General features: G+C 59.9%; 22 protein-coding genes. 7 read left to right on the top strand and 15 right to left on the bottom strand.

Annotation, left to right across the window (positions count from 1 at the left end; genetic code table 11):
• Positions 1 to 114: 114 nt before the first annotated feature.
• Positions 115 to 1,002, bottom strand: coding sequence for a LysR family transcriptional regulator (locus tag ABQX22_RS19475; RefSeq protein WP_349801482.1), 888 nt, complete (start codon positions 1,000 to 1,002; stop codon positions 115 to 117).
• Positions 1,003 to 1,137: 135 nt separating this feature from the next.
• On the opposite strand from ABQX22_RS19475, the gene ABQX22_RS19470 reads away from it, so the two are divergent.
• Complete coding sequence (locus ABQX22_RS19470; protein WP_349801481.1) at positions 1,138 to 1,797, top strand: glutathione S-transferase family protein; 660 nt, start codon at positions 1,138 to 1,140, stop codon at positions 1,795 to 1,797.
• A 164-nt stretch (positions 1,798 to 1,961) separates the two neighbouring features.
• Here the strand turns inward: ABQX22_RS19470 and ABQX22_RS19465 are convergent, their stop codons facing one another.
• Positions 1,962 to 3,983 carry an acyltransferase family protein gene (locus tag ABQX22_RS19465; RefSeq protein WP_349801480.1) on the bottom strand — a complete coding sequence of 674 codons (2,022 nt, stop codon included), beginning with the start codon at positions 3,981 to 3,983 and terminating at the stop codon, positions 1,962 to 1,964.
• A gap of 393 nt (positions 3,984 to 4,376) precedes the next feature.
• On the opposite strand from ABQX22_RS19465, the gene ABQX22_RS19460 reads away from it, so the two are divergent.
• From ABQX22_RS19460 to cmoB, 3 genes are all read left to right on the top strand, one after another.
• Complete coding sequence (locus ABQX22_RS19460) at positions 4,377 to 6,497, top strand: TonB-dependent siderophore receptor (protein WP_349801479.1); 2,121 nt, start codon at positions 4,377 to 4,379, stop codon at positions 6,495 to 6,497.
• Between the two features lie 72 nt (positions 6,498 to 6,569).
• Positions 6,570 to 7,313, top strand: coding sequence for a carboxy-S-adenosyl-L-methionine synthase CmoA (gene cmoA, locus ABQX22_RS19455; protein ID WP_349801478.1), 744 nt, complete (start codon positions 6,570 to 6,572; stop codon positions 7,311 to 7,313).
• Entirely contained in the window at positions 7,310 to 8,269 is a 960-nt protein-coding gene (cmoB, locus tag ABQX22_RS19450) for a tRNA 5-methoxyuridine(34)/uridine 5-oxyacetic acid(34) synthase CmoB (RefSeq protein WP_349801477.1), read from the top strand. The genes cmoA and cmoB overlap by 4 nt, the downstream gene beginning before the upstream one ends.
• A gap of 116 nt (positions 8,270 to 8,385) precedes the next feature.
• Here cmoB and pdxJ read toward each other — a convergent pair whose 3' ends face one another.
• The 11 genes from pdxJ to rpoE form a co-directional block, all read right to left on the bottom strand.
• On the bottom strand, positions 8,386 to 9,132 hold the full coding sequence (pdxJ, locus tag ABQX22_RS19445) for a pyridoxine 5'-phosphate synthase (protein ID WP_349801476.1): 747 nt from the start codon (positions 9,130 to 9,132) through the stop codon (positions 8,386 to 8,388).
• A gap of 75 nt (positions 9,133 to 9,207) precedes the next feature.
• Positions 9,208 to 9,897, bottom strand: a complete 690-nt coding sequence (recO, locus tag ABQX22_RS19440) for a DNA repair protein RecO (protein WP_349801475.1) — start codon at positions 9,895 to 9,897, stop codon at positions 9,208 to 9,210.
• Positions 9,898 to 10,065: 168 nt separating this feature from the next.
• Positions 10,066 to 10,968, bottom strand: coding sequence for a GTPase Era (gene era / locus ABQX22_RS19435; protein ID WP_349801474.1), 903 nt, complete (start codon positions 10,966 to 10,968; stop codon positions 10,066 to 10,068).
• Entirely contained in the window at positions 10,961 to 11,650 is a 690-nt protein-coding gene (gene rnc / locus ABQX22_RS19430) for a ribonuclease III (protein WP_349801473.1), read from the bottom strand. The genes era and rnc overlap by 8 nt, the downstream gene beginning before the upstream one ends.
• A complete protein-coding gene (locus tag ABQX22_RS19425) occupies positions 11,647 to 12,024 on the bottom strand; it encodes a DUF4845 domain-containing protein (RefSeq protein WP_349801472.1) in 378 nt (125 codons plus the stop codon). The genes rnc and ABQX22_RS19425 overlap by 4 nt, the downstream gene beginning before the upstream one ends.
• A gap of 111 nt (positions 12,025 to 12,135) precedes the next feature.
• A complete protein-coding gene (lepB, locus tag ABQX22_RS19420) occupies positions 12,136 to 12,990 on the bottom strand; it encodes a signal peptidase I (protein WP_349801471.1) in 855 nt (284 codons plus the stop codon).
• Between the two features lie 9 nt (positions 12,991 to 12,999).
• Positions 13,000 to 14,787 (bottom strand): translation elongation factor 4, encoded by a 1,788-nt coding sequence (lepA, locus tag ABQX22_RS19415; protein WP_349801496.1) that lies wholly within the window; start codon positions 14,785 to 14,787, stop codon positions 13,000 to 13,002.
• Between the two features lie 179 nt (positions 14,788 to 14,966).
• Complete coding sequence (locus ABQX22_RS19410) at positions 14,967 to 16,409, bottom strand: DegQ family serine endoprotease (protein ID WP_349801470.1); 1,443 nt, start codon at positions 16,407 to 16,409, stop codon at positions 14,967 to 14,969.
• A gap of 294 nt (positions 16,410 to 16,703) precedes the next feature.
• Positions 16,704 to 17,669 carry a MucB/RseB C-terminal domain-containing protein gene (locus tag ABQX22_RS19405; protein WP_349801469.1) on the bottom strand — a complete coding sequence of 322 codons (966 nt, stop codon included), beginning with the start codon at positions 17,667 to 17,669 and terminating at the stop codon, positions 16,704 to 16,706.
• Between the two features lie 8 nt (positions 17,670 to 17,677).
• Positions 17,678 to 18,265 (bottom strand): sigma-E factor negative regulatory protein, encoded by a 588-nt coding sequence (locus ABQX22_RS19400; protein WP_349801468.1) that lies wholly within the window; start codon positions 18,263 to 18,265, stop codon positions 17,678 to 17,680.
• A gap of 33 nt (positions 18,266 to 18,298) precedes the next feature.
• On the bottom strand, positions 18,299 to 18,880 hold the full coding sequence (gene rpoE / locus ABQX22_RS19395) for an RNA polymerase sigma factor RpoE (protein ID WP_268797658.1): 582 nt from the start codon (positions 18,878 to 18,880) through the stop codon (positions 18,299 to 18,301).
• A 500-nt stretch (positions 18,881 to 19,380) separates the two neighbouring features.
• On the opposite strand from rpoE, the gene nadB reads away from it, so the two are divergent.
• Positions 19,381 to 20,997, top strand: coding sequence for an L-aspartate oxidase (gene nadB, locus ABQX22_RS19390; protein WP_349801467.1), 1,617 nt, complete (start codon positions 19,381 to 19,383; stop codon positions 20,995 to 20,997).
• Here nadB and ABQX22_RS19385 read toward each other — a convergent pair.
• Together ABQX22_RS19385 and ABQX22_RS19380 are read right to left on the bottom strand one after the other, a co-directional pair.
• The gene (locus ABQX22_RS19385; RefSeq protein WP_349801466.1) at positions 20,966 to 21,433 is read right to left on the bottom strand and encodes a protein YgfX; all 468 of its coding nucleotides are present in this window, start codon (positions 21,431 to 21,433) and stop codon (positions 20,966 to 20,968) included. The genes nadB and ABQX22_RS19385 overlap by 32 nt on opposite strands.
• Positions 21,417 to 21,671: an FAD assembly factor SdhE gene (locus ABQX22_RS19380; RefSeq protein WP_349801465.1), complete on the bottom strand. Its 255-nt coding sequence runs from the start codon at positions 21,669 to 21,671 to the stop codon at positions 21,417 to 21,419. Before ABQX22_RS19380 ends, ABQX22_RS19385 begins: the two co-directional genes overlap by 17 nt.
• Before the next feature lie 142 nt (positions 21,672 to 21,813).
• On the opposite strand from ABQX22_RS19380, the gene ygfZ reads away from it, so the two are divergent.
• Positions 21,814 to 22,755, top strand: a complete 942-nt coding sequence (ygfZ, locus tag ABQX22_RS19375; protein WP_349801464.1) for a CAF17-like 4Fe-4S cluster assembly/insertion protein YgfZ — start codon at positions 21,814 to 21,816, stop codon at positions 22,753 to 22,755.
• 102 nt (positions 22,756 to 22,857) lie between these two features.
• Positions 22,858 to 23,679 carry an HDOD domain-containing protein gene (locus ABQX22_RS19370; RefSeq protein ID WP_349801463.1) on the top strand — a complete coding sequence of 274 codons (822 nt, stop codon included), beginning with the start codon at positions 22,858 to 22,860 and terminating at the stop codon, positions 23,677 to 23,679.
• The last annotated feature ends 9 nt before the right edge of the window (positions 23,680 to 23,688 follow it).

Here is a 23,688-nt window from a genome sequence, read left to right as displayed (position 1 = left end):
GAAGACTAGACGCCCTCGCCCAGAGAGCTAATAGAACAAAGTTAACAGGGCGATAGACGTGGTTTCTGGTCTGTACGGCGCGCCTCGATAAGGCGTGAATGTCAGGCCGCAAAGCTAGTCCCCTAATAAGTCAATGAGGTGGCTGACCAGTGCCCGTACCTTCGCCGAAGGCTTGGGCCCCGACGGAAATACGGCAAACGCCTTGAGAGGCTCGAGCGCGTAGTCGGGCAGCAACTGAACAAGGCTGCCATCCTGCAGTTCTTGTGCTGCCATGACCGTTGTCACATTGGCGATGCCAAGCCCTGCCGCTGCAGCCGCCAGGATGCCTGGCGCGGCATCGATCCTGAGGCTTCCACGCAACGTCACAACCTGCTCCGTGCCGGCCTTGAACAGTTTCACTGTGCTTTTTTCCGGGAAGCCTTGTTCGTGCAGGATTGCATCGTGAAATGCCAGCTCTTCAGGCACGTGTGGCACGCCCCTCTTGGCAAGGTACGCTGGCGACGCCACTAACATTCGCGGCACGCAAGCAATTTGCCGAGCGCCGAAGGTGGAGTCCTCAAGCGTTCCCATCCGGATGGCCATGTCGACGCCCGCTGCCACCAGGTTCTGCCGTTCGTCGCGCATGGTGATTTCGACGCGCAGCGCCGGGTAACGCTCGAGAAAGCCGGGCAAGGCGGGAATCACCGCGCGGCTGCCGAACATGATCGGAACCGCAAGCCGAAGAGTGCCCCGCAGCGAATCGATGCCACGCGCCGCGTCTTCAGCGTCCCCCAGGTCGGCAGTCGCCTGGCGAGCCCGCTCCAGGAACGCAGCGCCAGCTTCGGTGAGTGCCACGTTTCGGGTGGTGCGCAGCAAGAGCTTCACGCCCAACCGGTTTTCCAGGCCTGTCACGAGACGCGAGGTCGATGGCTGTGACAGGCCTAGCTCCTGCGCCGCACGGGAGAAGCTCCCTGACTCCGCCACACGGGTAAAAACTTCGACCTCAAGCCATCGATCAGTCATTCGTTCTCCAAATAAGTGTTCTGCACATGGGCGGGATAATTTTGCCTGGAGAAAGAGTTTACCGTGGTCTCGTTACCCCGTTATCGAACCACTGGCAGCCTGTTTTAAAACCAACATCAATGTGTGAGGAAGACCATGTCCATCAAAATCTACGGCGATCCGGGCTCGGGAAGCCTTCGTCGGGTCATTGCCGCTGCAGCGATCATGGGCGTAGAGGTCGAACGCGTAAATGTCGACCTGTTCAAGGGTGAAAGTCATACCCCCGCGTTTCTGAAGCTCAATCCACACGGGCTGACGCCTGTGCTGCAGGACGGCGAGACCCTCATCTGGGAAGCTTCAGCGATTAACCTTTACCTGGCCGAGAAAGCTAATTCTGATCTGCCTGGACGGACCCAGTCAGAAAAGTGGGAAGTCCTGCAGTGGATGTTCTGGTCTGGAGAGCAATGGCGCATATTCTCCACGCTGCTTTTCAATGAGTGGGCGGGCGCGGCGTTCACAGGCAAACCGGAGAACGCCGCGGTGGTTCAGCTGGCAAAGGCCCATATTCGTAACGCGGCACAGGTTATGGACGCCCATCTCGCCACTCGGACATTCATCGTCGGCGAGGCGCTGACCCTCGCAGACATTGACATCGCGGCACCTTTTTCCCAGTACGCACGCACGGGCGCACCGCTCGGAGAGTTCCCGAACCTGCTCGCCTGGCAACAGCGCCTGCTAGACACCGTCCCCGCCTGGGCGGCGACTCGTGACGAGGTGGAAACACGCATGGTTGGAGCCCTCAGCGCCGTCAGCTAGCAGCGCTGAATCAGTCTGAAGGATACAGATCAGCTCGCCCGCGAACCCGAGTTGCCACCGCGCGGCCAAAAAAAACCCCCGGACTCAGGCAAGTCCGGGGGCCTGTTTGATAGGGCATCTATGATGTGCACGCTCAAGCGTGACGGGCTTTACACCCCACGCGGCTACTGAAAAATGCTGGCGTCGATCTGACCGACGATGAGCCTGGCGCCGTTGGCGTTGAGGTGGTTGAAGTCCTGATACCAGGAATTGTCGTCGCCGATCAGGCAGGTCTGGTCCTTGCAGAACACGTCGTCCAGTGTCACCAGCTTGATCCGGTTCAGCGCGCTCTGACGCTGGAACAGCTCGCGGGAGTAACGCTGCAGCGCGTCATGTTTGGCCATCGGCACCGAGACGTCAGAGACCAGCTGCAATTTCTGCTGCTCAGGCTCGGTGCCCCGCCGCGCCAGGCGGTAGTACAGATTCTTGGGGTTGATGGTTTGCTGCGGGACCTGCGCGACGACGTACACCTGGGTACCGATGCTGCGGTAGGCATCGATGGTTCGGTCCAGCGCCTCGGCGAACAACTGACGCGAGGCTTTACGTGACTTGATGCGACTGTTCGCGGACACCAGAAAGTACCCGCGCAGTTCGCTCTGGTCGTAATCGCCGTCGGTATAGAGCGTCCAACGCGAGATCAACACCAGGCGCTTGAGGCCATGGGTTTTGGCGTATTCGAACTCCCGATCCGCCAGGCGCGTGCAGACGCCAGGGGCGTAATTGCCATTGGCGACATCAAGCCCCAGCAGCGGCAGACAACCCCCCAGCCCGATGTGCACGATGGTTTCGCCGCGCGCTTTGGCGGCCGCATCGAACGCCGGCAGCAGTGCCTCGGAATGGCTGTCGCCAAACACCGCCAGGTCAGGTGTCGCCTGCGCATCGGCCATGCCGAACAGACAGAAATCAATGCCCCCGCCTTTGCCGTCGTCATTGCGGGCGCAGTGGCTGCGGATATCGGTTTCAGCAAATTCGCCGTCCAGAGCCCGGTCGATATTGAAGCGCTGGTTGAAGCCATTGTTCAGATAGCCGGCCAGACCGAAGGCGATGAACAACACCGACCCCACGGCGCTCAGGGCAAAGATCCGGTTGCGGCTGAATGTGGCTTTCTGCCGAAACGCCTGTTCCACAAAGCGCCAGCTCAAGTAGGCCAGCAGCAGGGAAAAGGCCGCCAGCGGCAACATCACCGCCACTGACGGCGCCTTCAACGTGCTCTGCCGCGCAAAAGCGAACACCGGCTGATGCCAGAGGTAAGCGCTGTAGCTGATCAGCCCGATAAACACGAAGCCGCGGCTGCTCAGCACGCGTCCAACCCAGGTCTGCGGGGTAGCGAACAGGATGATCAGCGCGGCGCCCAGGGTCGGAACCAGTGCATTGAGCCCCGGGAATTCGGTGGAGCTGTCGAAGGCAAAGACCGCGTAGACAATCAGTGCCAGCCCCAGCAACGTGGCGCTTTGGTGCAGCGGCCCGCCAGCGCTTTCCGCCCGGGGACGCCAGGAGAAGTAAAACGCGATAAACGACCCCACCAGCAATTCCCAGGCCCGGGCGTGCAACAGGTAAAAACTGGTGCTGGAACCCTGCTCAACGCCGATCTGCGCCATCGTCAGGCTCGCAACGGCGCCCAGCGCCAGCAACGCCACCATCCAGCGGCGACCCCACTTCCAGGTCAGCATCAGCAACAGCGGGAACAGCACGTAATACTGTTCCTCCACCGCCAGCGTCCAGGTGTGCAACAACGGCTTGAGTTCGGCGGACGCATCGAAATAACCGCTTTCGAGCCAGAACAGCAGGTTCGACGAAAAGATCGGCACGGCCACCAGGCTTTTGGCGAAATATTTGAAATCCGGGGGGTCGAGGATCAGCCACGCCGCCGGCAGGCAGATCAGCATCATGACGAACAACGACGGCAGAATGCGTCGGGCCCGGCGCTCGTAGAACGTGACCAGCGAAAACTTCCCGGCCAGCATTTCCGCCAGGATGATCGAGGTGATCAGGTAACCGGAAATCACGAAGAACACGTCCACGCCGACAAATCCGCCGGAAAACACGTGCAACCCGGAATGGAAAAGGATGACAGGGATGACCGCGACGGCGCGCAGCCCGTCGACTTCGGGACGGTACTTGAGTGCAGGGTTATGGACGTTCCCCATGATCGGATCTTCCGTGTGGGTGAGCTGGTGATTGACAAGCCATTCGAAGAGCAACAACGAACCAGGCGACATCACGAGTTCACGCCGGCATACAACGTCCGGGCGAAGCTACCGCTAGCACATTCAATTGAAGTGGCGCATGCCGCAGGAAGCGGCGAAGAAATGAGTTGTAACGAAATGAACAACAACGCTGATTTTTTACAGCAGCCGCCGACGACTGTCCAGCGGCACAAAACCGGAGCGCTACGCCGGAAACTGGGCCTTTTCTGTAAGCGAGTGGGCGACTTTCCTACACGAGAACTAGAAACATCCGACATTGATTCTCATCTACGCATTATCCATACTCGCGACCGGTCCTCAATTGCCCCCTCACGTCCGGAGTATTGGCACGTCATGCGCATTTTTTTTCCTGCACCACCCTACGTTTTTTCCCTCATTGCACTCGGCATTTTCACCAGCGCCCACGCTGACGACACCACCCTGAATTTGCCCATCACTGACATCAACGCCGCCGCTGTCAGCAGTGATGCGGACAGCACCGAGGGCTATCAGGGCAAGCCGAGCAGCACCACCACCCGCCTTAACCTGACCGCGCAAGAGACCCCGCAAGGCGTGACCAACATCAAGCGTGAGCAGATCGACGACTTCAAGCTCAACAGCATCCGCGACGTCTTGACCAGCACGCCTGGCGTCAACGTCCAAAAAGCCGAAACCGACCGCACCTACTTCACTGCACGCGGTTTCGACATCACCAACTTCCAGTACGACGGCACGGCCATGCCACTGACCAACGGCCTGTTGGTGGGAGATATTGACCTGGCGCCTTACGAGCAGGTCGACATCCTGCACGGCGCCAACGGCCTCATGTCCGGTGCCGGCAACCCTTCGGCGACGGTCAACTTCGTGCGCAAGCGTCCGACCTACGAGCCTCAGGCGAAGATCGACCTGACCGCCGGTTCCTGGGACAAACGCCGCGTGGACATCGACGTCTCCGGCCCGCTCACCGAGTCGGGCAACGTGCGCGGACGGGTGATCTACGCCAATGAAAACGGCAACTCGTACCTGGATCGCTATTCACGCGAGAAGAATATCTTCAGTGGCCTCCTGGCCTTCGACCTGAGCGACAGTGACGTGCTGACCGTCGGCTACGAAGACCAGAAAACCAATTCCAACGGCGCCAGTTGGGGCGCGTTGCCATTGGTGGACAGCAACGGCCAGACCCTTCATTACAGCAGCACCCACGCCAACATTGCCCAGCCATGGGTGCACTGGGACGTCCATACCCAGCGCGCCTTTGCCGAGTGGGAACACACGTTTGCCAATGACTGGAAGTCCCGCCTGACGGTGTCCGCCGCCGAGCACCGCGAAGACACCGAAATGTTCTACATGTACGGCGACGCCAGTTCGGCCACCGGCTACAGCGGCCTTGGCTCGAAATACAAAGACAAGAACCACGAGCTCAGTGGCGATTTTTCCTTGAGTGGCCCGTTCACCCTGGGCGGCCGCGAGCACGAATTGACCGTCGGCGCCAACGCGGCACGCCAGCGCAACCGTGAGTCCTCGCAGTACGGCGACACGCTCAATTACTCCCCGGTCAGCCTGGACGACGCACTGCACGGCTACCTGCCGCGCCCGACCTATAACCCGGCGCTGCCCGACGCCACGTCCAGCTACACCGACCGGCAGAAGAGTCTGTATGCCGGCGCGCGCTTCAGCCTGACCGATGACCTGCACCTGATCACCGGCGCGCGCATGCTCAGCGCCGACAGCGACGGAGAAAACTACGGCGCCGCCCGGGAAGTTCGTATCCACGGCAAGGTCACGCCCTACGCCGGCCTCGTCTATGACCTGACGCCGGAATATTCGGTTTACGCCAGCTACACAGAGGTTTTCAACCCGCAGTACTACCTCGATACCCAGGGCCGGGTGCTTGATCCGCTGGAGGGAAAAAGTTACGAGGCTGGCATCAAGGGCCAGTTGATGGACAAAAAGCTCAACGTCAGCGCTGCCGTGTTCCACGCCAAGCAAGACAACGTCGCCGGCAACTCGACGTACGACCCCACGCTAGGCGGGTACGTCTACGACGCCATGTCCTACGACAGCAGCGGCGTCGAGCTGGAAGCTTCCGGCGAAGTGCTTCCGGGGCTGCAAGTCAACGGCGGCTACACCTACGTCTACATCACCGATGACGACGATAACCGCGCACGCCAATTCATCCCGCGCCACCTGCTGACGTCATCCATGACCTACCGCCTGCCAACGGCGCCGAAGGTCAAGGTCGGGGGCAGCCTCAGCTGGCAAAGCAAAACCCGGAACGACACCACCACTGCCGCCAAACAAGACGCTTACGCCTTGATCGGCCTGATGACCCGCTACGACATCGACGAGCACTGGAGCACCCAGCTCAACCTCAACAACCTGACCAACGAGAAGTATCTGCAAAGCATGCGCTTCGATCAAAGTAACTACGGCGATCCACGTAACTTCACTGCGTCGGTCAGCTGGCGGTACTGATGATCAAAGGTTTCGGCCGGGGGCGGTATTTGGCTAAAATGCCGCTCTTTCGTCGCCCCCACCGGAATCACCGTGAGCCAAGACCCCGATCGCATTTTCGCCCAGCCGCTGCCCCAGGTGCCGGACTTCGCTTTCAACGAGGACGTGGTGCGGGTCTTCCCGGACATGATCAAGCGCTCGGTGCCGGGTTATCCGACCATTGTCGAAAACCTCGGCGTGCTCGCGGCGCAGTTCGCGCAGCCACACAGCGTGCTGTATGACCTGGGCAGCTCGCTGGGCGCGGTCACTCAGGCCTTGCGCCGGCATGTGCGGACTGAGGGGTGTCGGGTGATCGCGGTGGATAACTCCAGTGCGATGGTGGAACGCTGCCGGGAATACCTCAACGGTCAGGACTCCATGTTTCAGGAGTTGCTGCCGGTGGACGTGATCGAGGGCGATATCCTGGCGCTTGAGTTCCAGCCGGCCTCGGTGGTGGCACTCAATTTCACCCTGCAATTCATCGCGCCGGATCAACGCCTGGCGTTGCTGGGTCGCATCCGTCAGGCGTTGGTCCCTGGCGGTGCTCTGATCCTTTCGGAAAAGCTGCGTTTCAACGATGCGCAGGAACAGGCGCTGTTGACCGATCTGCACGTGGCGTTCAAACGCGCCAATGGTTACAGCGAGCTGGAAATCGCGCAAAAACGCAGCGCCATTGAAAACGTGATGAAACCCGACAGCCTCGATCAGCACCGTGAACGTTTGCTGGCGGCGGGATTTTCGACGGTCGTCCCGTGGTTCCAGTGCCTTAATTTCGCCTCTTTGATTGCCCTGCCATGATTGATCTCGCTCCGCTGGTCCGCCGCATGGCGGGCACCCCGCTGTATGCCTGGGCCCAAGGCCTGCAGGCGCAACTCGACACCAAGATGGAAAAGGGCCACGGCGATCTGGAGCGCTGGCAAGGTGCGCTGAACGCCATTCCCGCTGTGCTGCCGACGCGGGTCGAGCTCAAAGACGACTTCGTGCTCGAAGCCGAGTGCGACGCGCAAACCCGCGTGCAGATGCGCCAGGCGCTGATGGGCCTGTCGCCGTGGCGCAAGGGGCCGTTCAACGTGTTCGGCGTGCACGTCGACACCGAATGGCGCTCGGACTGGAAATGGTCGCGGGTGTCGCCGCATCTGGATCTGCGCGGCAAACGCGTGCTGGATGTGGGCTGCGGCAACGGCTACTACCAGTGGCGCATGCTGGGCGCGGGCGCCGATTGCGTGATTGGCGTGGACCCCAACTGGCTGTTCTTCTGCCAGTTCCAGGCCATGCAGCGTTTCTTGCCGGAGCTACCGGCGTGGCACCTGCCGTTCACCCTCGAAGACTTGCCGGCCAAGCTTGAGGGCTTCGACACCGTGTTCTCCATGGGCGTGTTGTATCACCGCAAATCGCCCATCGATCACTTGCTGGCGCTGAAGGATTGTCTCGTCAAGGGCGGCGAGTTGGTGCTGGAAACGATGGTGGTGGAAGGCGACGCGCAGCAGGTGCTGGTGCCGGAAGACCGCTATTCGCAGATGCGCAACGTGTGGTTCCTGCCTTCGGTGCCTGCGCTGGAGTTGTGGCTGCGGCGTGCCGGCTTTGTCGACGTGCGCTGTGTGGACGTCAGCACCACGACGGTGGACGAACAGCGCGGTACGGAATGGATGCGCTTTCAGTCCCTGCGTGACTACCTGGACCCGGCCGATCACAGCAAAACCGTGGAAGGCCTGCCGGCGCCGCGCAGAGCGGTGATAGTGGGGCGCAAGCCGTAACCTTCCATTGTAGGAGCGCGCTTGCCCGCGATTGCGGTGGTTCAGTCGATACCCTCTCATCTGATCCACCGCATCGCGGGCAAGCGCGCTCCTACAGGGGTGTGATGCGTGGCGCTTCAGCCTTTGTAGGCCGCCGCAAGTATCAACGCCTTCATCTCCGCCACCGCCGCCTTGAAACCGACGAACAACGCATGGGCCACCAGCGCATGGCCGATGTTCAGCTCGTTCACGCCTTTGATCGCCGCCACCGCTTCGACGTTGTGGTAATGCAGGCCATGGCCCGCGTTGACGATCAGGCCCTGCGCCAGGCCGAACGCCACGCCGTCCGCCACGCGCTGCAATTCTTCCGCCACCTCGGTGGGCGTCTGCGCATCGGCGTAGCGGCCGGTGTGCAACTCGATGGCCGGAGCCCCTACCCGCTTCGACGCTTCGATCTGCTGCTCATCAGCATCGATGAACAGCGACACTTCGCTGCCCATGGCGGACAGCCGCTGCACGGCGGCCTTGATCCGGGCCTCTTGCCCGGCCACATCAAGCCCGCCTTCGGTAGTCAGTTCCTGGCGTGTTTCCGGCACCAGGCAGATATGGGCCGGACGAATGCGCTCGGCAAACGCGATCATCTCGTCGGTCACGCCCATCTCGAAATTCATGCGCGTCTGCAGCACGTCTTTGAGCAGCAGGACATCGCGCTCCTGGATGTGCCGACGGTCTTCACGCAGGTGAACGGTGATGCCATCGGCGCCGGCTTCTTCGGCGTCCAGCGCGGCCTTGACCGGATCGGGGTACCGGGTGCCACGGGCCTGACGCAACGTGGCCACGTGGTCGATGTTTACACCAAGAAGAATGCGGGTGCTTTGGGTCACAGGGTTCTCCTGAAAATCTGATCGGGCCAGGCCGGTTCGCCTGGCGATGGATGGCACAGCAATACGGTGTAAACGTCAGGGCTTGCGAAACAGTTCACGGCTGACCAGCGGCTTACCGCCCAGATGCACCGCCAGCGCCTGACGCATCAGGCGCTTGGCCGCAGACAGCGCTCCGGGCGCCGTCCAGTCTGCCTCGGCCATGGCCAGCAGTTCGGCGCCCTGAAACTGACCGGGCTGAAACAGGTAAACCCGCTCCAACCCGGCATCCACTTGCAGGCGGTACATGGCGTCTGCCAACAGCGGGTCGCCATTCACGTCCGCGTCGAGGGCGAAACCGTACCCCAAGTCGTCCAGCAGACGCCACTCGAACGAGCGCAACAAGGGTTCCAGCGGACGACCTTCGGCCAGCGCGACCAGGGTAGCGGCGTAATGATCAAACACAGCGGGGTGAGGATCTTCGGCAGGCAGGAGGCGAATCAGCAATTCATTGAGGTACAAACCGCTGAACAGCGCCTCGCCCTCCAACCAGGACGACGTCCCATAGGCTTCCATCCGACCGACATTCTTCAGTTCACCGCGCCCGCGAAACTCGATGTCCAGCGGCACGAACGGCCGGGCCAGGGTTCCAGCCTTGCCCCGCGCGCTGCGCAACACTGCACGCAGGCGGCCTTGCGGCGTGATGAAGTCCACCAGCGCACTGGTTTCTCGGTAGGCCCGGCTGTGCAGCACATACGCCAGTTGGCCGGCGGGCGGGAGTGGAGACATGCATTTCTCGATGAAGGAACGCGATGTGACTGAAGGGTGGCACACACTACCCAAAACCGAAGTGGGAGGGAGCTTGCTCGCGAAGCCGCTATAACAACCAGCATCAACGCCGAATGTTACACCGTGATCGCGAGCAAGCTCCCTCCCACATCAGAACGCCTGGGCGTGTTACAGGTCGCCATAGCCCAGTGAACGCAGGGCGCGTTCGTCGTCGGACCAGCCGCCTTTGACTTTGACCCAGAGATTGAGCATGACCTTGGAGTCGAACAGCAGCTCCATGTCACGTCGCGCATCGGTGCCGATCCGCTTGATGCGATCGCCCTTGTCGCCAATGATGATCTTCTTCTGGCCGTCGCGTTCGACGAGGATCAGCGCATGGATGTGCAGGGTCTTGCCCTGCTGCTTGAACTCTTCGATTTCGACGGTGATCTGGTAAGGCACCTCGGCACCGAGCTGACGCATGATCTTTTCACGCACCAGTTCGGCGGCCAGGAAGCGGCTGCTGCGGTCCGTGATCTGATCTTCCGGGAAGAAATGATCGTTCTCCGGCAAATGGGTCGCGATCAGGGTTTCCAGCGCTTCGAGGTTGTGCCCGTGCTGGGCGGAAATCGGCATGATCGACGCATTCGGCAACTGACCTTGCAGCCATTCCAGATGCGGCATCAGGTCGGCCTTGTCTTCGATGCGGTCGGTCTTGTTGATCGCCAGGATCACCGGGCCCTGCACGTACTGCACGCGCTCCAAGACCATCTGGTCTTCGTCGGTCCAGCGGGTGCGGTCAACCACGAAAATCACCACGTCGACGTCTTTCAACGCGGCCGACGCGGTCTTGTTCATGTAACGGTTGAGGGCCTTCTCGCCATTCTTGTGCATGCCGGGGGTGTCGACGTAGATCGCCTGCACGCTGCCTTCGGTCTTGATGCCGAGCATGTTGTGCCGCGTGGTCTGGGGCTTGCGCGAGGTGATCGCCAGCTTCTGCCCCAGGATGTGGTTCAGCAGCGTTGACTTGCCCACGTTGGGCCGGCCAACAATGGCAACGTAGCCACAGCGTGTTGCGGTTGAATCAGTCATTGCCGTTCTCCACGCCAAGGGCGATGAGTGCTGCGGCCGCGGCTACCTGTTCGGCAATGCGACGGCTGACACCCTGTCCCCGGCTTTTTTCATTCAGTAAGGTGATCTCGCATTCGACGAAAAACGTCCGACAATGCGGTTCGCCCTGGATATCCACGACTTCGTAGCGCGGCAGATCACAGGCCCGCGACTGCAGAAACTCTTGCAATCGGGTCTTGGGGTCCTTGTTGGTGTCCACCAGGGTCAGGCTGTCGAACTCGGTGGTCAGCCAGGCCAGCACGCGGTCGCGCGCCATATCCATGCCGGCGTCGAGGTAGATCGCACCGATCAACGCCTCAAGGGCATCGGCCAGAATTGACTCGCGACGAAAGCCGCCGCTTTTCAACTCCCCGGAACCGAGGCGCAGGTATTCACCCAGGTCGAAGCCTCGGGCCAGCAAGGCCAGGGTCTCGCCCTTGACCAGCCGCGCACGCAGACGAGACAGCTGACCCTCACGCGCCTGCGGAAAACGGTCAAACAGCGCTTCACCTGCAACGAAGTTGAGGATGGCATCGCCAAGAAACTCCAGACGCTCGTTGTTGCGTCCGGCAAAGCTGCGGTGGGTCAGGGCCAGGATCATCAGTTCCTGATCCTTGAAGGTATAGCCGAGCTGGCGCTCCAGGCGACTCAATGAAACGCTCACGGTTGACCCACGCTGAATTCGTGGTCGAACTTGACCACCAGATCGATGTTCTGAATCAGTGGCTCTCGTCTTTCGTAGTTCAAATGGGCGAGGAACCGGTTGTTCTCCGTCGTCACGCTTAACGCCTTGTTCAAATCCACATCCCGAATGTTATTGATCTGCATGCCTTTACGGACATAGTCGTAGAATTCCCCGACCGTCGTGACATCTGCCGCCTTATCGGTGCCGACGGCTTCAATGATCTTCTTGATCGACAGGTAGTCGAGGTAGTGCGGCACGATCTTCGCCCCGGCACTTGCAAAGAAGGCAAGGATGGCCAGAAGGACCAGCCAACCAATGAACGACAAGCCTTTTTGCTGACCGGCGACTGTCATGTGCGACCTCAAGAATAGCCTTTCAATTTTGTATGCAAGGCGAATCGACTCGCGCCCTGCTGTTGCCGGCCGAAATGACATGCGGCGCTGTCAAAAACAGCGCCGCAGTGTTCACTTGATCAACCCGACTCGTGAGAAGTTGGGGAAGTGGCTCAGCTTGGGTTCCGGCCAGCTCATCCACACCGCGAAGGCCTTGCCGACGATGTTTTTGTCCGGAACCATGCCCAGCTCGTCCTTGGGAATATTGGGGTCATCCCAGTAACGGCTGTCGTTGGAGTTGTCTCGGTTGTCACCCATCATGAAGTAATGAGCCGCCGGGACGGTCCATTCACTGTCAGGCGGCGCACGGTAGCGGCTCATTTCCTGACGGATCTGGTGTTCGACATCGCCCAGTTTTTCCTGATAAAGCTCTGCGCTGCCCAGTGTGCCCGGCTCGGTGCCGATCAGTTGCTTGGCCACCAGCTCGTCGTTGACGAACAGGCGCTTGTCACTGGTGTAGCGAATCTTGTCGCCGGGCAGGCCCACCACGCGCTTGATGTAGTTGACGCTCGGGTCGCTCGGGTAGCGGAAGACCATCACATCGCCACGCTGCGGATCACCGATGGGGATCACTTTCTGATCCAGCACCGGCAGACGGATGCCGTACGAGAACTTGTTGACCAGGATGAAATCACCGACATCGAGTGTCGGCTTCATCGATCCCGACGGAATCTGGAAGGGTTCGACCAAAAACGATCGCAGCACCAGCACAATGAACAGCACCGGAAAGAACGACTTGCCGTATTCAACCAGCAAGGGTTCCTTGTTCAACTGCTCGACAACCCCGACGTCTGGCTGGCTGACGCTGCCCTGATAGGTGGCTATCGCTGTGCGCCGACGCGGCGCAAGGACGATCAGGTCGATCAGAGCCAGCAGACCGCAGACAGCAACGGCGATGACTAACAACAGCGGGAAATTTAGTGACATAGGGCCTGACTATTCCAACCTGAGCACTGCAAGGAAGGCTTCCTGTGGAATTTCCACGTTGCCCACCTGCTTCATGCGTTTCTTACCGGCTTTCTGTTTTTCCAGCAGCTTGCGCTTACGACTGACGTCGCCGCCGTAACATTTGGCCAGTACGTTCTTTCTGAGGGCCTTGACGGTTGTACGCGCCACAACCTGCCCGCCAATGGCGGCCTGGATTGCCACGTCGAACATCTGACGAGGAATCAGTTCTTTCATCTTCTCGGTCAACGCGCGTCCCTTGTAGTTCGCGTTGTCCCGATGAACGATCAACGCCAGGGCGTCGACCTTTTCACCGTTGATCAGTACATCCAGCTTCACCAGATTGGCAGACTGGTAACGATCGAAATGGTAATCCAGGGACGCATATCCGCGACTGACCGACTTCAGACGGTCGAAGAAGTCCAGAACCACTTCGTTCATCGGCAAGTCGTAGGTCACCTGTACCTGCGTACCCAGAAACAGCATGTCGTGCTGAACGCCACGCTTTTCGATGCACAGCGTAATGACGTTACCAAGGTGCTCCTGAGGCACAAGGATGTTGGCGCGCACGATAGGCTCGCGCATGTCCTCGATACTTGACAGGTCTGGAAGCTTGGAGGGGTTGTCGACGTAGATCGTTTCACCGGTTTTCAGCAGCAATTCGAAAATTACCGTGGGGGCGGTGGTGATCAGGTCCAGATCATATTCACGCTCGAGGCGCTCCTGGATGATCTCCATATGCAACATGCCGAGAAAGCCGCAACGAAAGCCAAAGCCCAGGGCGTCAGAACTCTCTGGCGAATATTGCAACGACGAGTCGTTCAGCGTCAGCTTCTGCAGCGCTTCGCGGAAGTCTTCGAAATCGTCGGAGCTGACCGGGAACAGGCCGGCGTAGACCTGAGGCTGAATGCGTTTGAAGCCCGGCAACACCTCGACATCCGGGGTGGTGCTCAGGGTCAGGGTGTCACCCACCGGCGCGCCGTGAATGTCCTTGATGCCGGCGATGATGAAGCCTACTTCGCCCGCTTTCAGGTCGACGGTGGCGGTGTGCTTGGGATTGAAGACACCCACGCTGTCCACCAGGTGCAGCTTGCCGGTGGACTTCACCAGAATCTTGTCGCCCTTCTTGACGCGGCCATGACGGACGCGCACCAGGGAAACGACGCCCAGGTAGTTGTCGAACCAGGAGTCGATGATCAGGGCTTGCAGAGGGTCTTCGATATTGCCGGTCGGGGCAGGAATGGTCTCGACCAGACGCTCCAGCACCTCGTCGACGCCCAGGCCGGTCTTGGCGCTGCAGGCGACAGCGTCGGTGGCATCGATGCCGATGATCTTTTCGATTTCTTCCTTGACGCGGTCCGGGTCAGCCTGTGGCAGGTCGATCTTGTTCAGGACCGGCATGACCTCAAGGCCCTGCTCGATGGCGGTGTAGCAGTTGGCAACGGACTGGGCTTCAACACCTTGACCGGCATCGACCACCAACAGCGCGCCTTCGCACGCGGCCAGCGAACGGCTGACTTCGTAGGTGAAGTCAACGTGACCCGGGGTATCAATGAAGTTGAGCTGATAGGTGATGCCGTCTTTCGCCTTGTAGTACAAGGTCACGCTGTGGGCCTTGATGGTGATCCCGCGCTCGCGCTCGAGGTCCATGGAGTCAAGCACCTGAGCTTCCATCTCGCGCTCGGACAGGCCGCCGCACATCTGGATGAAACGGTCGGCCAGCGTCGACTTGCCATGGTCAATGTGGGCGATGATGGAGAAATTGCGGATATGACTCAAATCACTCACGGATCAACACTCAAAAGATTGCAGGCAGATTGCCCGCCGAAAAATAGCCGGGAATTGTACCTGAAGGAAGGCTGGGGCGTCACGTTCACACTCCGCGCCCCACCGTCGCAGGTTGGGCGGGCACAAAAAAGGAGCGGCATGGCCACTCCTTTTTTTACCGCGCCGCCCGATTATTCCGGCAGCTTGAAGGTGATGAACGTCGCGCGCCCCTGACGCAGCACCCGCATCGACACCGAGCGGTTCTTCGGCAGGTCTTTGGCCACTTCAGTGAATTGCTTGGTCGAGGTGATCGGCTGATTGTTCAAGTGAGTGATGACATCGCCGGTCTGCAGACCGATCAACGATGCAGGACCGTCCTGCACATCCTTGATGATCACACCGCCCTTGAGGTCCAGGCTCTTCATCTGCTCGGCAGTGAGTTCGGCCACCGACACGCCCAGACGATTGCTGTTGCGCTCAGCGCCGTCTTCGGAAGACCCCATTTCCTTGCCTTCATCAGGCAGTGCGCCCACGGTGACGGTCAGCTTCTGACGCTTGCCGTCGCGGATAACCTCAAGCTCGGCTTTACTGCCGTCTTTCAGATTGCCGATCAAGTGGGGCAAGTCAGCCGACATCACAATCGGCTGGCCATTGGCGCTCAGAATCACGTCGCCCACCTGAAGGCCGCCTTTGGCAGCAGGACCATCGTCAAGCACCTGTGCCACCAGCGCGCCGGCAGGCTTGTCCAGCCCGAACGACTCGGCCAGATCCTTGTTCACTTCTTGAATCACTACACCCAACCAGCCGCGATTGACCTTGCCGCTGGCCTTCAACTGATTGGAGACATCCAGCGCTACATCGATGGGAATCGCGAACGACAGGCCCATGAAGCCGCCGGACCGGGTGAATATCTGGGAATTGATACCCACGACTTCACCGGCCATGTTGAACAACGGGCCACCCGAGTTGCCCGGATTGATCGCGACATCGGTCTGGATGAATGGCACGTAGTTGTCGTTCGGCAGGCTGCGGCCCTTGGCGCTGACGATGCCTTTGGTCACCGAGTGATCAAAGCCGAACGGCGAACCGATGGCCAACACCCACTCGCCCACTTTCAGCTTGTCGGAATTGCCCAGTTTGACCGTAGGCAGGTCCTTGCCTTCGATTTTCAGCAGGGCAACGTCAGTCCGAGGGTCGGTGCCGACCAGCTTCGCTTTTAGCTCGCTGCGATCGGCAAGGCGCACGAGGATCTCGTCTGCGCCGTCGATGACGTGGTTATTGGTCAGCACATAACCGTCGGTGGAAATGATGAAGCCCGACCCCAACGACTGCGCTTCACGCTGGCGGTCCCCTTTGCCCGAACCGGATCCCGGCGGACGCGACCCAGGTGGCATGCTGCGCTCGAGGAACTCGCGCAACATCGGCGGCAGACCTTCAAGATCAGGCATCTGTCCTTGCGCCACGGCACGATCGGGAAGTTTTTGGCGGGTACTGATGTTCACCACGGCGGGCGAGGCCTGCTCCACCAACGAGGTGAAGTCTGGCAACGCCTCCGCCTGAGCGGTGACAACCTGGCCGAGCATCAGCACGGCAGCCATCAGGGAAAGATAAGATTTCAAGCGAGGTATGGACATACGGCTCCCGTTCATAACGAGCATGGTTAAGCGGTACAGACCGGCAGGTCTGAAGAGCATGGGTGCGATGCAGCATAGTGCGGCACGGTTCTCTCAGGCAGCTTTCCAATCCCGAAAACGACAAAGGCCAGAGCTGCGAAGCTGTGACCTATAGAAAATAATTTGATTGTTTGCAACCTGCAAAACCCACCAAACATTTCAGAGGTGGGCCCGAGGGCCGGAAACACTGGATGGAAACGCGGAGTAGCCCGAAATGAAACCTTTTTCATAGTGGGCGCCTGCCGCGCTGTCAGATCATTTTTTGCTGGGGGTAGCCGGATCGTTGCGCATCGACAAGGCAATACGTTCGGCGGTGCCCATCGGAATTTCGCCTACGACGGTCACCATGGCATCCCCTTTCGGGGTATTGAGCCGGCGAGACACTGCAACGGTCGGCCCCAGTTGCGTGCGAATGTCAGTGACCGCTGCACCGGAAACAGGCTCGATGAAAACCGAGAATCGCGCCAGCCCGTCGTCGTACATGAGGCTGGTGACCAGGGCTTTCGAATCGGCATCCTTGCGGGCGGCGGCGCTGCTCAGCTCAAAACCGCCCGGCAGCCAGTCCGAACGCCATGCAACGGGTGCGGAACGCTGGGTGTCGGTTTTCGCCTTGGCGACTTCAACCTGTTTGCAATCCGCGCTGGGCGCCAGCATCTGATCAGTAGGCAAGTCAGTGGTGTTGAGCTCTGTGAACTGGAAGCGCTCGAGCAATTGCCCTTTGTCACTCAATAACAGCGACTTCAGCGGCAAACCCGTCTCTGCGTCCAGATGCAGTTCGATGCCGTAACGGTGCTGGTCGCGCGGCGTCAGGCTAACGATTACCGCCGGTCTACCAGCGACTCGCGATTTCCCCGCAACCGCCATGTCATACCACGCCGACAACTTGGCTGCGTTGAACGAATGGGCCGGGGAATCGGGAATATTGTTCAGCCCGGGCGCCAGCAAGCCGCTCACGCATTGGGTGACCCCGTCTACGCGCAACACTTCCTGGGCAGAGCCATCGAGCTGAAGAAGATGCTCACGAACCTTGCCATCAGCGACGCGATGCCAGATTCGGTGAGTGGAGAAGCTACCGTTTCGTTCGTAAACGAAGGTGCCCTGATAGTTCTGAGACTGTTCTGCCTGCGCAAGACGCTTGAGCTGGTCTTGCGCATCATCGGCATGAACTGGAAGGACCAGCCATCCACCTAGCAGAATCGGCAATAGAGGGATGGGACGCATGATCCTCCTTAACGGTTTTCCAGACTGGCAGCGCGAGCGTAAGGCAGCGCACTCTCAGTACCCTTTAACGCAGCTTGCTGAGCATGTTGACGCAGGTAGCCTGGAAGACGCTGATCGTGCCAGCCGGCCTGCCCTTGCAACACACCGCTGGCCATAGGGCCTGGCGCTTGCTCGCTTTCAGTGTAGCCCGCCAATACTGCCGGACCTTTCACCTGTGGTGCAAGGTTGGCAGGCTGTGCCGACTGTTGCGCCATTTGTGCGCCAGCGATGTCGTCCTGATTGTACAAACGTACACCGGCCAATACGGCAACTGTCACCGAAGCGGCGACGGCCAGGCGACCCAGCGTGCGCCATGGGCCACGACCCGCCTCGAGCGGACTGACCTCATCAGCGATAGCAGCAGCGACCGCCGCCGAGATGTCCAGGTGCGGGATCAGCAATTCCTTGTGCATCGCGGCACGTGCGATCTGATAACGCGACCATGTGGCACGTGTATCCGCATCGTCGATTGCACTGAGCACTCGACGCAATTCCAGTTCGTCCGCTTCATTATCCATCACCGCGGACAGCGATTCCTGCAGGGCTTCACGACTCATGGCGGTTCCTCTCTTTTGGCTATCGCCGCTGTCTCAGGATTCCTGCAGCAAAGGCTGCAGGGCTTTATCAATGGCTTCCCGAGCGCGGAAAATGCGTGAACGCACGGTGCCAACCGGACACTGCATGACACTAGCAATGTCTTCGTAACTCAGACCGTCGAACTCACGTAAAGTTAAAGCGGTACGCAAATCTTCCGGAAGGAGCTGGATAGTTCGATGGACAGTGCCCTCGATCTCATCCCGTAGTAGCGCCCGCTCCGGCGACTCGATGTCCTTGAGGCCATGATCGCCGTCGTAAAACTCCGCGTCTTCAGACCTCACATCACTGTCCGGCGGTCGCCGACCTCGCGACACCAGATAGTTCTTCGCCGTATTGATGGCGATGCGGTACAGCCATGTGTAAAAGGCACTGTCTCCGCGGAAGTTTCCAAGTGCGCGATACGCTTTGATAAACGCTTCTTGCGCAACATCTTGAGCTTCATGGGTGTCGTGGACGAATCGCACGATCAATCCAAGAATTTTGTGCTGATATTTCACCACTAGCAGATCAAAGGCTCGCTTGTCGCCGCGCTGTACGCGTTCGACCAGTTGCTGATCCTCTTCCTGGGTTAGCATGCATACTCCTCATAGAGCTTAAAGGAGCGTTGCATCGGCTCTTCAACAGGCTTGCAAAAATAGACTCGGGCTTTTCGCAAAAGTTCTCCCCCCTTCAAGCAAGTTTCCGGCGCGCGACGGCGGCACGCACGAAAAACGCAGCCCGAACCAGGTCGGCTGCGTGAATAATCTTGTCGTCGAAGCGCTGGCAATGGCTATTGATTGATCCTCACCTGGCGCCGACGCTGTCCCTTTATCGGCAACCCTCTATTGAACGTGGCACTTTATGAAAAGTTCCACATTCCTTTAGGGGTGTAAGACTCACGGCACTCCGTATGCAGGACGAAGCCTAGGAAAGCCCTTCGACGGTTCGAACATGCCTGACGGTATGACGGTATGCACGGTGCTCGGGGTTGCACTCAATCCGGGCCCGCTGTGGATTCACGATGCCGTAAAATCGCCGCTATTGTGCCGGTACACCCCTACATATACTAGTGGCCGAATAAGAGAGCCAAATTCAGATGAGCGAACATTTCCATCACGATGTGCTGGTGATTGGCAGCGGTGCTGCCGGGTTGAGCCTTGCGCTGACCTTGCCGGATCATTTACGTGTAGCAGTCCTGAGCAAAGGCGATCTGGCGAACGGTTCGACATTTTGGGCTCAGGGGGGTGTTGCAGCCGTTCTGGACACTGCCGACACCGTTCAATCCCACGTCGAGGACACCCTTAACGCAGGCGGTGGGCTGTGTGATGAAGGCGCCGTGCGCTTTACCGTCGAGCACAGCCGTGAAGCCATCCAATGGCTGATTGACCTGGGCGTCCCGTTTACCCGTGACGACCCGACCACCGATGAAGACGGTGGATTCGAATTTCACCTGACGCGCGAAGGCGGTCACAGCCATCGGCGTATCATCCACGCTGCCGATGCGACCGGCGCCGCGATCTTCAACACCCTGCTGGCTCAGGTAAGAACCCGCGACAATATCGAGTTGCTGGACCAGCGTGTGGCCATTGACCTGATCACTGAGCGGCGCCTGGGTCTGGAAGGGACACGCTGCCTCGGCGCTTATGTTCTGGACCGATCGAGCGGCGAGGTCGATACCCACAGCGCCCGCTTTACAGTGCTGGCGTCCGGCGGCGCTGCCAAGGTTTATCTGTACACCAGCAATCCCGACGGCGCCTGCGGCGATGGCATAGCCATGGCCTGGCGCGCGGGCTGCAGGGTCGGTAATCTGGAATTCAACCAGTTTCATCCCACCTGCCTGTATCACCCCCAGGCCAAGAGCTTTCTGATCACCGAAGCCCTGCGAGGTGAAGGCGCGTACCTGACGCTGCCCAACGGCGAACGCTTCATGCCGCGATTCGACCCGCGTGCAGAACTGGCGCCACGGGACATCGTCGCCCGCGCCATCGACCATGAGATGAAACGGCTGGGCATCGATTGCGTTTATCTGGACATCAGCCACAAGCCCGCACATTTCATCAAGACGCACTTCCCGACCGTGTACGAGCGCTGTCTGGCGTTTTCGATCGATATCACCCGACAGCCGATCCCTGTCGTGCCCGCCGCGCACTACACCTGCGGGGGCGTGAAGGTCGATCGGCAGGGACGAACCGACGTGCCGGGCCTTTACGCCATCGGGGAAACCAGCCTGACCGGGCTGCACGGCGCCAATCGCATGGCCAGCAATTCGCTGCTCGAATGCTTCGTTTATGCGCGCTCGGCGGCGAACGACATTATTGCGCAACTGGACGCTGTCCCAGAGCCGCAACGGCTGCCCACCTGGGACGCCAGCCAGGTCACCGATTCGGACGAGGACGTGATCATCGCCCACAACTGGGATGAATTGCGGCGTTTCATGTGGGATTACGTCGGGATCGTGCGCACCACCAAGCGTCTGCAGCGAGCCGCTCACCGGGTCAGGCTGTTGCTGGATGAAATCGATGAGTTCTACAGCAACTATAAGGTCAGCCGCGATCTGATCGAGCTGCGAAATCTGGCGCAGGTCGCCGAGCTGATGATTCGTTGCGCCATGGCGCGCAAGGAAAGCCGAGGGCTGCACTACACGCTGGATTACCCGGACCTGCTGCCTGAGGCCGTCGACACTATTCTGGTGCCGCCCACCTACGCCGGCTGAACTTCAGCCGCAGACGCAGGCGTCGATGGGTCTCCGGCGGCAGCGCGTCCGCCGGAATGCAGACGCTGGAGACCCACCAGCGATCCATCCAGCCGCCGCTGGTGACGCGGAAACGCAGGATCACCAGCAGCGGCAACGCCACGCTGTCGCGCCGCAATTGCACGCCCTGCCAGCCAGAACGTTCGCTCCACACCTGCCAGCCGCCAGGATCACGGCGTAAACCGGTGTACGCCCGCTCGTCACGCTGCAAAACCACACGGTGCAGATAACGAACGCCGTGCCACAGGCACAACAGCACGCCGATGGCTTTGATCCAGACGGGGACGTTCAGGAAAAACAGGGCAATCAGCGCCAGGCACTGGACACCGATGTACGCCGCCAGCAGGCGGCGCGACGCCTGCCAGCGGCATTCGAAGCGCTCACTTCGGCTGGACACGGTCCAGAATCATCCGAACCATGCGCTGCAGTTCCGGGTCTTCGGATTCTGCCCGCTGCATGAACCAGCCGAACATGTCCTGGTCTTCGCAGGTCAGCAGACGCACATAGAGGTCGCGGTCGACCTGATTGAGGTGGGGATAGACTTCTTTGACGAACGGTACCAGCAGGACATCCAGCTCCAGCATGCCGCGTCGGCTGTGCCAGAAGAGGCGATTGAGTTCAACATCTTCGACCATGGAGGGCTCCTCGAATTTGGCGGCGAGTATACAGGGCCATGACCGACGGGCGCACTTGCACTTCGTCTCGGCAGTTTTCATATACCCATCGATGACACTCGGCACTATCATGGTGCCCCAGACTTTAACCCTGCGATGACCCATGGCCGACTCAGCATTCTTCTGCACCCTCTCCCACGAAGGTGTTCTCGCCGTTCGAGGCGTGGACGCCGGCAAATTCCTTCAGGGCCAATTGACCTGCAATATCGATTACCTGAGCGACGCCAAAGCGACCCTCGGTGCGCGCTGCACGCAAAAAGGTCGCATGCAATCCAGTTTCCGCATCCTGCCCGAAGGGGATGGCTACCTGTTGGCGATGGCCAGCGAGCTGATTGAAGCGCAATTGCTCGACCTGAAAAAATACGCCGTGTTCTCCAAGTCCAAGCTGACCGATGAAAGCGCGTCCTGGACCCGCTTCGGTTTGAGCAACAGCGACAGCACGCTGGTCGCACTGGGCCTGGAATTGCCTCAGGACACCGACGCCGTCGTGCGGGCCGATGACCTGATCGCGATTCGTGTGTCGCCGGGCCGTGCCGAGCTCTGGGTCCGCGCCGATCAGGCCGCCGCTGTCGAGACGCGGCTTGCCGGTGTGCTCCCACATCTTCCGCTCAACGAATGGCTGCTGGGTCAGATCCGTGCCGGCATCGGCCAGGTGGTGGGGCCGACCCGTGAAACCTTCATCCCGCAGATGCTGAACCTGCAAGCGGTCGGCGGCGTGAGCTTCAAGAAAGGCTGCTACACCGGCCAGGAGATCGTTGCGCGGATGCAGTATCTGGGCAAACTCAAGCGCCGCCTTTATCGCTTGAACCTTGACGATGGCGAGTTGCCTGAAGCTGGGGTTGCACTGTTCTCCCCGGTGCATGCCAGTGCTGTCGGCGAGGTTGTTATCGCTGCGAGCACTCCAGAAGGCATTGAACTGCTGGCCGTGTTGCAGGCGGATGCCGCAGAGGATGGCCACATCCACCTGGGCTCGGCAGACGGTCCCGCGCTACGCCTGCTGGACTTGCCCTACACCCTGGACAGCAAACTTGAGACACAGCGCTAACCGCTTGCTACACCCACGTCGATCCGGCGTCAGCGTATCCATCGTCTTGCGGGACGACCGCGGCGCAGGTGGCGATTCCTTCCAACGCCCCAGAGATGCGAAATGAGCAAGATGGCTGACGAGGTGCAAAGGGACCTGATCCGGGCGATCGACAAGGACGCCCTGTTTTTGCCAACACTCCCTGAAGTAGCGCTTAAAATCCGTCTTGCAGCGGAAGACGCCGAAATCAGCATCGCCGCCCTCAGCAAGGTCATCGGTTCTGACACCGCGTTGTCGGCACGCCTGATCAAGGTGGTGAACAGCCCCCTGCTGCGTCCGAACTTTGAAGTCAGCGATGTCATGACGGCCGTTCGCCGACTGGGCGTCAATTACACCTGCAACCTGGCCATCGGTCTGGTGGTCGAGCAGATGTTTCACGCCAAGTCGCCGGTAATCGAAAGCAAGATGCGCGACATCTGGCGGCTGAGCCTGCAGGTGGCCGGCATCAGTAGCAGCCTGAGCCAGCGCACCTTTCACCTGCGGGCCGACCAGGCCACGCTGGCGGGTCTGGTGCACCTGATTGGCGTGCTGCCGATCCTGACCTACGCCGAGGACAACTATGAACTGCTGTCCGACGCCGTCAGCCTCAATCATGTGATCGAACGCATTCACCCGGTGATTGGCGAGCGGCTGCTGCGGTCCTGGGATTTCCCTGACGCCCTGGCAATTGTTCCGCAGCAATTCCAGAATTTTTCCCGCGTTTCCCACAAGGCCGATTACGTTGACCTGGTGCAAGTGGCGACCGTGCATGTTCACGACGTGACAGGCCACCCTTACAAAAACACCGACATGAGCGTCCTGCCAGCGGTGAAGCAGCTGGGTCTCAACCCCGCAGAGGGCGCACTGATCGTCCAGATGAACGAGGCGATGACGCTGCTTTATTAGCGTTGAAAC

The organism is Xanthomonas sp. WHRI 1810A, from assembly GCF_040202885.1.
Taxonomy (GTDB): domain Bacteria; phylum Pseudomonadota; class Gammaproteobacteria; order Pseudomonadales; family Pseudomonadaceae; genus Aquipseudomonas.
The sequence above is the reverse complement of the archived record's forward strand: the minus strand, read 5'-3'. Positions and strand labels throughout refer to the sequence as shown.

Coding starts and splice junctions, on each gene's coding strand:
- ABQX22_RS19370 (WP_349801463.1), top strand. CDS start 22,858: ATGAGCAAGATGGCTGACGAGGTGCAAAGGGACCTGATCCGGGCGATC.
- era (WP_349801474.1), bottom strand. CDS start 10,968: ATGACTGATTCAACCGCAACACGCTGTGGCTACGTTGCCATTGTTGGC.
- nadB (WP_349801467.1), top strand. CDS start 19,381: ATGAGCGAACATTTCCATCACGATGTGCTGGTGATTGGCAGCGGTGCT.
- recO (WP_349801475.1), bottom strand. CDS start 9,897: ATGTCTCCACTCCCGCCCGCCGGCCAACTGGCGTATGTGCTGCACAGC.
- ygfZ (WP_349801464.1), top strand. CDS start 21,814: ATGGCCGACTCAGCATTCTTCTGCACCCTCTCCCACGAAGGTGTTCTC.
- ABQX22_RS19465 (WP_349801480.1), bottom strand. CDS start 3,983: ATGGGGAACGTCCATAACCCTGCACTCAAGTACCGTCCCGAAGTCGAC.
- rpoE (WP_268797658.1), bottom strand. CDS start 18,880: ATGCTAACCCAGGAAGAGGATCAGCAACTGGTCGAACGCGTACAGCGC.
- cmoB (WP_349801477.1), top strand. CDS start 7,310: ATGATTGATCTCGCTCCGCTGGTCCGCCGCATGGCGGGCACCCCGCTG.
- ABQX22_RS19475 (WP_349801482.1), bottom strand. CDS start 1,002: ATGACTGATCGATGGCTTGAGGTCGAAGTTTTTACCCGTGTGGCGGAG.
- ABQX22_RS19425 (WP_349801472.1), bottom strand. CDS start 12,024: ATGACAGTCGCCGGTCAGCAAAAAGGCTTGTCGTTCATTGGTTGGCTG.
- ABQX22_RS19400 (WP_349801468.1), bottom strand. CDS start 18,265: ATGAGTCGTGAAGCCCTGCAGGAATCGCTGTCCGCGGTGATGGATAAT.
- ABQX22_RS19405 (WP_349801469.1), bottom strand. CDS start 17,669: ATGCGTCCCATCCCTCTATTGCCGATTCTGCTAGGTGGATGGCTGGTC.
- lepB (WP_349801471.1), bottom strand. CDS start 12,990: ATGTCACTAAATTTCCCGCTGTTGTTAGTCATCGCCGTTGCTGTCTGC.
- ABQX22_RS19410 (WP_349801470.1), bottom strand. CDS start 16,409: ATGTCCATACCTCGCTTGAAATCTTATCTTTCCCTGATGGCTGCCGTG.
- ABQX22_RS19380 (WP_349801465.1), bottom strand. CDS start 21,671: ATGGTCGAAGATGTTGAACTCAATCGCCTCTTCTGGCACAGCCGACGC.
- ABQX22_RS19470 (WP_349801481.1), top strand. CDS start 1,138: ATGTCCATCAAAATCTACGGCGATCCGGGCTCGGGAAGCCTTCGTCGG.
- ABQX22_RS19460 (WP_349801479.1), top strand. CDS start 4,377: ATGCGCATTTTTTTTCCTGCACCACCCTACGTTTTTTCCCTCATTGCA.